Source organism: Variovorax sp. 20P10.2.4 (genome assembly GCF_058244205.1).
In genome coordinates, this window is sequence record NZ_JBZAYE010000326.1 from 1 (window position 1) to 8,128 (window position 8,128).

The 8,128-nt window shown below is 68.8% G+C and carries 9 protein-coding genes, 1 pseudogene and 1 riboswitch; of the genes and pseudogenes, 8 read left to right on the forward strand and 2 right to left on the reverse strand.

Annotated features, from left to right (window positions below):
* On the reverse strand, nt 1–1,318 hold a 1,318-nt coding region (locus AC27VN_RS25355), incomplete at its 3' end, for a cation:proton antiporter (protein ID WP_490878311.1).
* 166 nt (nt 1,319–1,484) lie between these two features.
* Here AC27VN_RS25355 and AC27VN_RS25360 point away from each other — a divergent pair.
* The 4 genes from AC27VN_RS25360 to AC27VN_RS25375 are packed head-to-tail and all read left to right on the forward strand — an operon-like array spanning nt 1,485 to nt 4,477.
* Complete coding sequence (locus AC27VN_RS25360; protein WP_093343583.1) at nt 1,485–2,486, forward strand: KpsF/GutQ family sugar-phosphate isomerase; 1,002 nt, start codon at nt 1,485–1,487, stop codon at nt 2,484–2,486.
* A complete protein-coding gene (locus AC27VN_RS25365; protein ID WP_093343582.1) occupies nt 2,486–3,034 on the forward strand; it encodes a KdsC family phosphatase in 549 nt (182 codons plus the stop codon). The genes AC27VN_RS25360 and AC27VN_RS25365 overlap by 1 nt, the downstream gene beginning before the upstream one ends.
* Complete coding sequence (gene lptC / locus AC27VN_RS25370; protein WP_490878312.1) at nt 3,031–3,678, forward strand: LPS export ABC transporter periplasmic protein LptC; 648 nt, start codon at nt 3,031–3,033, stop codon at nt 3,676–3,678. Before AC27VN_RS25365 ends, lptC begins: the two co-directional genes overlap by 4 nt.
* A gap of 10 nt (nt 3,679–3,688) precedes the next feature.
* Nucleotides 3,689–4,477: an SDR family oxidoreductase gene (locus AC27VN_RS25375; protein WP_490878313.1), complete on the forward strand. Its 789-nt coding sequence runs from the start codon at nt 3,689–3,691 to the stop codon at nt 4,475–4,477.
* Nucleotides 4,478–4,548: 71 nt separating this feature from the next.
* Here the strand turns inward: AC27VN_RS25375 and rbp are convergent, their stop codons facing one another.
* A complete protein-coding gene (rbp, locus tag AC27VN_RS25380) occupies nt 4,549–5,082 on the reverse strand; it encodes an RNA-binding regulator (protein ID WP_093343577.1) in 534 nt (177 codons plus the stop codon).
* A 266-nt stretch (nt 5,083–5,348) separates the two neighbouring features.
* A riboswitch (yybP-ykoY riboswitch) is annotated at nt 5,349–5,456 on the forward strand.
* Between the two features lie 90 nt (nt 5,457–5,546).
* Here rbp and AC27VN_RS25385 point away from each other — a divergent pair.
* From AC27VN_RS25385 to AC27VN_RS25400, 4 genes and pseudogenes are all read left to right on the forward strand, one after another.
* Nucleotides 5,547–6,110 carry a TMEM165/GDT1 family protein gene (locus AC27VN_RS25385; RefSeq protein ID WP_057597363.1) on the forward strand — a complete coding sequence of 188 codons (564 nt, stop codon included), beginning with the start codon at nt 5,547–5,549 and terminating at the stop codon, nt 6,108–6,110.
* A 156-nt stretch (nt 6,111–6,266) separates the two neighbouring features.
* Nucleotides 6,267–7,427: a homoserine O-succinyltransferase MetX gene (metX, locus tag AC27VN_RS25390; protein WP_490878314.1), complete on the forward strand. Its 1,161-nt coding sequence runs from the start codon at nt 6,267–6,269 to the stop codon at nt 7,425–7,427.
* Nucleotides 7,424–8,011 carry a methionine biosynthesis protein MetW gene (metW, locus tag AC27VN_RS25395; protein ID WP_057597361.1) on the forward strand — a complete coding sequence of 196 codons (588 nt, stop codon included), beginning with the start codon at nt 7,424–7,426 and terminating at the stop codon, nt 8,009–8,011. The genes metX and metW overlap by 4 nt, the downstream gene beginning before the upstream one ends.
* Before the next feature lie 16 nt (nt 8,012–8,027).
* Nucleotides 8,028–8,128 (forward strand): annotated as a pseudogene (locus AC27VN_RS25400) (IMPACT family protein); the annotation flags it as partial.

Here is an 8,128-nt window from a genome sequence, read left to right on the forward strand (position 1 = left end):
TGTAGGGAATGCCTTCGCGCTCGAGGATGCGCGCCAGGTTCTGGCCGCAGCGGCCGTAGCCGCAGATGATCACGTGGCGCGCCGTGTTGATCGTCTTGCGCGCGATGCTCGTCATCTGCAGCGACTGCTGCAGCCAGTCGCTGGCCACCAGCTTGCGCACGATCGCGTTGCTGTACATCACGATGAAGGGCGTGGCCAGCATCGACAGCACCATCGAGGCCAGCACCGGGTTGGCCAGCCAGGGCGGCAGCAGGCTGCGCTCCTGCGCCAGCGTCAGCAGCACGAAGCCGAACTCGCCGGCCTGCGCCAGGTAGAGGCCGGTGCGCAGCGACACGCCCGAGGTCGCGCCCAGGCTGCGCGCGAGCAGCGTCACCAGGCCGAGTTTGAACAGCAGCGGCACCAGCAGCAGCACCGCCACCAGCAGCCAGCGCTCGACCACGATGTGCCAGTCGAGCGACATGCCCACAGTGATGAAGAACAGGCCCAGCAGCACGTCGTGGAACGGGCGGATGTCGGTCTCGACCTGGTGCTTGTATTCGGTCTCCGAGACCAGCATGCCGGCGATGAAGGCGCCCAGTGCCAGGCTCAGGCCCGCGAGCTCGGTGAGCCAGGCCAGGCCCAGCGTGACCAGCAGCACGTTGAGGATGAACAGCTCCTCGCTGCGCCGGCGCGCCACCAAGGTGAGCCACCAGCGCATCACGCGCGGCCCGCCATAGAGCAGCACGCCGATCAGCAGGCAGGCCTTGAGCAGCGCGAAGCCCAGCGCCTTGGCGAGCGCCTCGGGCGGCGCGCCCAGCGCGGGGATCAGCACCAGCAGCGGCACCACCGCCAAGTCCTGGAACAGCAGCACGCCCATCACGCGCTTGCCGTGCTCGCTCTCGAGCTCGAGCCGCTCGGCCATCAGCTTGACCACGATGGCGGTGCTGCTCATGGTGAGCGCGCCCGAGAGCGCGAGCGCGGTCTGCCAGCCCAGGCGCCAGTCGGGCGGCAGGAAGGAGGCGATCAGCAGCGCGCCCACGGTGGCGATCGCCATCGTCAGCAGCACCTGCAGCAGCCCGAGCCCGAACACGTGCTTGCGCATCGCGCGCAGCTTGGGCAGGCTGAATTCGAGCCCGATCACGAACATCAGGAACACCACGCCGAATTCGCCCAGGTGCCGGATGCCTTCGGAGTTCTGCGCCAGCGCCAGCGCATGCGGGCCGATCAGCACGCCGGCCGTCAGGTAGCCGAGCATCGGCGGCAGCTTGAGGAAGCGGCATGCCACCACGCCGATCACCGCGGCCACCAGATACAAGAGCGTGAGATCGAACGAAGACATGGTGGGCGATGCTAGAGCAAGAGCCGTGCGCGCGTGGCGAGGGGCTTACCGGGGCCTGAAGCGCCGCGGGCCCCGCGCGGCGCGGCTTTCGGGGCCATTCCGGGTCGTGGCGTAGGGGCTCGCCGGGAACCGCGGGGCGGCGGGGCGCGGCCCGTAAAATCCGCCGATGCCCTCCAGCCCCCCCACGCCCCCCGTGGTCGATCCCGCCGCGATGCTCGCGCGGGCACGCGCCACCTTCGACATCGAAGCCGAAGCCGTGCTCGGCCTCAAGGCGCGCGTGGGCGACAGCTTCGTCGATGCCGTGCGCAAGATCCTCGAGGTGCGCGGCCGCGTGGTCGTGATGGGCATGGGCAAGAGCGGCCACGTCGGCCGCAAGATCGCCGCCACCCTGGCATCGACCGGCACGCCGGCGATGTTCGTGCACCCGGCCGAGGCCAGCCACGGCGACCTCGGCATGATCAAGGCGGTCGACCTCGTGCTCGCCATCTCCAACAGCGGCGAGGTCGAGGAGCTCACGGTGATCCTGCCGGTGGTCAAGCGCCAGGGCGTGCCGCTGATCGCGATCACGGGCCGCGCCGATTCCACGCTCGCCCGGCACGCCGACATCGTGCTCGACGCCGGCGTCGCCAAGGAAGCCTGCCCGCTGAACCTCGCACCCACCGCGAGCACCACCGCCCAGATGGCGATGGGCGACGCGCTGGCCGTGGCGCTGCTCGATGCGCGCGGCTTCGGTTCCGAGGACTTCGCGCGTTCGCATCCGGGCGGGGCGCTGGGGCGCAAGCTGCTCACGCATGTGAGCGACCTCATGCGCACCGGCGCCGACGTGCCGCGGGTGGCGCCGGGTGCCAGCTTCAGCGAGCTGATGCGCGAGATGAGTTCCAAGGGCCTGGGCGCCACCGCGGTGGTCGATGCCGAGGGCCGCGCCATCGGCATCTTCACCGACGGCGACCTGCGCCGGAGGGTCGAGACCGGCGGGGACCTGCGCGGCCTCACCGCGGCCGACGTCATGCACCGCGGTCCGCGCACCTTGCGCGCCGACGCGCTGGGCGTCGAGGCGGCCGAGCTGATGGAACAGCATCGCATCACCAGCGTGCTGGTGGTCGACGCCGAGGGCCTGCTGATCGGCGCCCTCAGCATCAACGACCTGATGCGCGCGAAGGTCATCTGATGCCCTTCGAATTCCAGCCAGAGACATTGCTCGCCGCGCAGGACATCCGCATCGCCTTCTTCGACATCGATGGCGTGCTGACCGACGGCGGCGTCTACTTCACCGAGCACGGCGAGACCCTCAAGCGCTTCAGCATCCTCGACGGCTACGGCCTGAAGCTGCTGCGCAAGGCCGGCATCCTGCCCGCGGTGATCACCGGGCGCGATTCCAAGCCGCTGCGCGTGCGGCTCGAGGCGCTCGGCATCGAGCACGTGCGCTACGGCACCGAGGACAAGCTGCCGGCCGCCGAGGCCATGCTGCAGTCGCTGGGCTTCGGCTGGCCGCAGGCCGCGGCCATCGGCGACGACTGGCCCGACCTGCCGGTGCTGGGGCGCGTGGGTTTCGCGGCGGCGCCGGCCAATGCCCACGTCGAGGTGCGCGATGCCGTGCGCTACGTGACCCGCGCGCGCGGCGGCGAAGGCGCGGCGCGCGAATTCTGCGATCTGCTGGTCACGGCCAGCGGACAGTACCGGCGCCTGCTCGACGTCGCACGGAACACCGCCCTATGAAGCAGGCCTGGAACCTCCTGCGCGACGTCCTCGATCGCGTCACCATCTACCTGCCGATCATCCTGACGGCCGCCGTCGCGCTCGGCACCTACTGGCTGGTGCGCAATGCGCCCAAGCTGCTCGAGCCGACCGCCAAGATCGCGCCCACCCACGAGCCCGACTACTTCATGCGCGGCTTCGTCATCAAGAACTTCCTGCCCAGCGGCGACCTGCGCAGCGAGCTGTTCGGCAAGGAAGGCCGGCACTACCCCGACACCGACACCATCGAGGTCGACGAGGTGCGCATGCGCTCGGTGTCGCCGCAGGGCTTCACTACCCACGCCACCGCCAACCGCGGGCTGTCGAATTCCGACGGCAGCGAGATCCAGCTGTTCGGCAACGCGGTCGTCATCCGCGACGCGGCCGTCGGCGCCAACGGCAAGACCTCGCCGCGCCTGGAGTTCCGCGGCGACTTCCTGCATGCCTTCCTCGACACCGAGCGCGTGCAGTCGAACAAGCCCGTCACGCTGATCCGCGGCACCGACCAGTTCACCGCCGACACGATGGACTACGACAACCTGACCGGCATCGCCAACCTCAACGGCCGCGTGCGCGGCACGATGGTGCCTTCGGCCAAGGCGGCCGGCGCCGCGGGCAAGCGCTGAGCGCCGCGCCATGACCACCGCGCCGTCGCCCCTCGTGCTCATCACCGGCGCCTCCAGCGGCATCGGCCAGGCGCTGGCCGCGCGCTTCTACGACGCCGGCTACCGGCTGGCGCTGGTCGCGCGCCGCACCGGCGAGATCGAAGCCTGGGCCAACGCGCGCGGACTCGACCGCGGCCGCTACCTGATCTACAGCGCCGACGTGGCGCGCACCGACAGCATCGTGGCCGCCGGCGCCGCCTGCATCGAGCGCCAGGGCGTGCCCGACGTGGTGATCGCCAATGCCGGCATCAGCGTGGGCATCGACACGGCCGAGCGCGAAGACCTCGACGTGCTGACGCAGACCTTCGCCACCAACAACGTCGGGCTGGCCGCCACCTTCCATCCCTTCGTGCGCGCGATGGTGCAGCGCGGCAGCGGGCGGCTGGTCGGCATCGCGAGCGTCGCGGCCATCCGCGGACTGCCGGGGCACGGCGCCTACTGCGCGAGCAAGGCCGGTGTCGTCGCCTACTGCGAGAGCCTGCGCGGCGAGCTGCACTGCAGCGGCGTCAAGGTCGTGACCCTGCTGCCCGGCTACATCGACACCCCGCTCACGCAGGGCAACCGCTACGGCATGCCGTTCCTGATGAAGCCCGAGGCCTTCGCCGACCGAGCGCTGGGCGCGATCGAGAGCGGCGCCAGCTACCGCGTGATTCCCTGGCAGATGGGCGTGATCGCCAAGATCATGCGCATGCTGCCCAACGCGCTGCTCGACCGTGCGGTGCAGGGACGCGGGCGGAAGAAGCGGCGCGGCGAAGGCTGAACCCGAGGCCGTACCGGCCGCGGCAACGAAAAAGGCTCCCGAAGGAGCCTTTTGTCTTTTTGGGAAAGCGATCAGTAGCCGCTGTTGCCGCCGCCACCGTAGCCGCCGCGACCACCGCCGCCGCCGCCACGCGGGCCGGCGCCGTAGGGGCTGCGGAAACCGCCATCGCCACCACCGCCGCCGCCACCACTGCGGCCACCGCCGCCGTAGCCACCACCGCCGCCGCTGCGACCGCCGCCACCACCACCGCCGTAGCCGCCACCACCGCCGCCGCCGTAGCCACCGCCACCACCGCCGCCATAACCACCACCACCGCCGCCGTAGCCGCCGCCACCACCGCTGCGCGGGGGACGTGCTTCCATCGGACGGGCTTCATTGACGACCACGCTGCGGCCGCCCAGGGGTTGGCCGTTCATGCCGTTGATGGCGGCCTGTGCTTCCGCTTCACTGCCCATCTCGACGAAGCCGAAGCCCTTCGAGCGGCCGGTATCGCGTTCCATCATGACCTTGGCGCTGGTCACAGCACCGAACTGACCGAATGCCTGCTCCAGATCACCGTCGCGCACCGAGTAAGGCAGGTTGCCGACGTACAGTTTGTTGCCCATCAAGGGACTCCTATAAACACATCAAGAAAAGCGATGGAGTCCCGATTAGCATCACTCAAACGAGAGCCGCCGAGTCGCGCGAAACTGTCCGATCACCCAGTGCCTCCAACCCGAAATGAAAAGGGAGGCTCGTGCATTATGGGTGAAATACAAGAAATGCAAGCAGGAATTTGCTTCTTGCGGTAGCACAGATTTTGACTCCTGGAGTTAGCGCACGCTTACTAACCAGGCCCCGAACTGGGCCTATGACACTTAAGGGTTAGAATTCGTCCGTCATTGGGGAGTAGCCGCCTTCCGTCTACGAGAAGGGCCCGCGTCAACAGACTTGTCCTGCCCCACACAGGACATGGCGCGGGCAGTGAAGAACAACACCTGGCGAGACCATTGACCGTGCAACTTCGGGAAATTTGGCCGAAGGTGTTGCACGGTCAATTGCGTCCCTTCGGCCAAGGAACCGTTTTTTCATGGAAGCTTTTCTCGTCGCGACCGGCGTCGTCGCGCTCGCCGAAATGGGCGACAAGACCCAGTTGCTCGCCCTCCTGCTGGCAGCCCGTTTCAGAAAACCCTGGCCGATCGTGGCGGGCATCTTCGCCGCCACCGTCATCAACCACGCGCTCGCGGGCGCGGTCGGCAACTGGATCACCCACTGGCTCGGCCCCGACATCCTGCGCTGGATCCTCGGCGGCTCCTTCATCGCGATGGCGATCTGGATGCTGATTCCCGACAAGCTCGACGACGACGATGCCCCGCGCTCCTCGCACTTCGGCGTCTTCGGCACCACGGTGGTCGCCTTCTTCCTCGCCGAGATGGGCGACAAGACGCAGATCGCCACCGTGATGCTCGCGGCGCGCTTCACCGAGGCCTATTTCTGGGTCGTGGTCGGCACCACCTTCGGGATGATGCTGGCCAACGCGCCGGTGGTCTGGCTCGGCGATCGCATCGTCAAGCGCGTGCCGATCAAGCTCGTGCACTCGATCTCGGCCGTCATCTTCCTGGTGCTGGGCGTGGTCGCGCTGATCGGCTGGTAGCGCCGCCGTCCAAAGCCCGGGGCCTGCCGTCCCGGGCCCGCGGCGATATACTGCCGCTCGCGCCGATTTGCTCCAGCTTGCGGGCGCTTGATAAATACAGCTAAAGACGGATGCCGTGACCCGGCTCGTTTTTGGCGAGGCCGGGTTTTTCATTTCATGTCCTCGTTGGTCGTCACTCCCCAGTCGATGCAGTTCGCGGGCCCGCTGGCCCTGCGCAGCGGCGCGACCATCGGCAGCTACACGCTCGCCTACGAAACCTACGGCACGCTCAATGCCGAGCGCAGCAATGCGGTGCTCGTGTGCCACGCCCTCAACGCCTCGCACCACGTCGCGGGCGTCTACGAGGGCCAGGCCCGCTCCGCGGGCTGGTGGGACAACATGGTCGGGCCCGGCAAGCCGCTGGACACCGACCGCTTCTTCGTCATCGGCGTCAACAACCTCGGCTCCTGCTTCGGCTCCACCGGGCCGATGCACGTGAACCCCGCGACCGGCCGCGTCTACGGCGCCGACTTCCCGGTGGTCACGGTCGAGGACTGGGTCGACGCCCAGGCCGCGCTGCTCGACGCGCTCGGCATCCGCACGCTCGCGGCGGTGATGGGCGGCAGCCTCGGCGGCATGCAGGCGCTGTCGTGGACGCTGCAGTACCCCGATCGCGTGCGCCACGGGGTGGTGGTCGCCAGCGCGCCCAACCTCACGGCCGAGAACATCGCCTTCAACGAGGTGGCGCGCCGCGCCATCGTGACCGACCCCGACTTCCACGGCGGCCACTTCTACGAGCATGGCGTGATCCCCAAGCGCGGCCTGCGCATCGCCCGCATGATCGGCCACATCACCTACCTCAGCGACGACGTCATGAACGCGAAGTTCGGGCGCTTGCTGCGCAACGCGGTCGAGGGCGAGGCGGCCCGCGACGACGCGGCCTACCGCTACTCCACGCAGGAGATCGAGTTCCAGATCGAGAGCTACCTGCGCTACCAGGGCGACAAGTTCAGCGAGTACTTCGACGCCAACACCTACCTGCTCATCACGCGCGCGCTCGACTACTTCGATCCCGCGCGCGAGCACGGTGGCAACCTCACGGCCGCGTTCGCGCGCGCCAGCGCCAAGTTCCTGCTCGTGAGCTTCAAGACCGACTGGCGCTTCTCGCCCGCGCGCAGCCGCGAGCTGGTGAAGGCGCTGCTCGACAACCGCCGCAACGTGAGCTACGCCGAGATCGACGCCCCGCACGGCCACGACGCCTTCCTGCTCGACGACGTGCGCTACATGGGCGTGGTGCGTTCCTACTTCGAGCGCGTGGCCCAGGAGACAGCATCGTGAGCGACAACGACATCCAGCGCCACATCGCCGCGCTCGTGCCCGAGGGCTCGCGCGTGCTCGACCTCGGCTGCGGCGACGGCGCCCTGCTCGCGCTGCTGCAGCGAGAACGCGGCTGCACCGGCTACGGCGTCGAGATCGCCGACGGCAACGTGCTGCAGTGCATCCGCCGCGGCGTCGACGTGATCCAGCTCAACCTCGACGAAGGCCTGGCGATGTTCGACGACGCCACCTTCGACGTGGTGCTGCAGATCGACACCCTGCAGCACCTGCGCAATGCCGAGGTGATGCTGCGCGAGACCGCGCGCGTGGGCCGTTTCGGCATCGTGGCCTTCCCCAACTTCGCGCACTGGCCCAACCGCATCAGCGTGGCGCGCGGCCGCATGCCGGTCACGCGGCGGCTGCCCTACCAGTGGTACGACACGCCCAACATCCGCGTGGGCACCTTCAAGGACTTCGAGGTGCTCGCGCGCAAGAACAACCTGCGCGTGCTCGATGCCTTCGGCCTGCAGGACGGCCGCGACGTGCGCTGGCTGCCCAATGCGCGCGCCAGCACCGCGGTGTTCAAGTTCGAGCACGGGGGCTGAACGCGCCCCGCCGCCCATGGCGTTCACGCTCGCCCAGCCGGTCCACAGCGAACTGCTGATCAAGAAGAGCCGCTTCATCGGCTGCGTGCAGTCCGTGCCCGACCGCGAGGCGGCGCT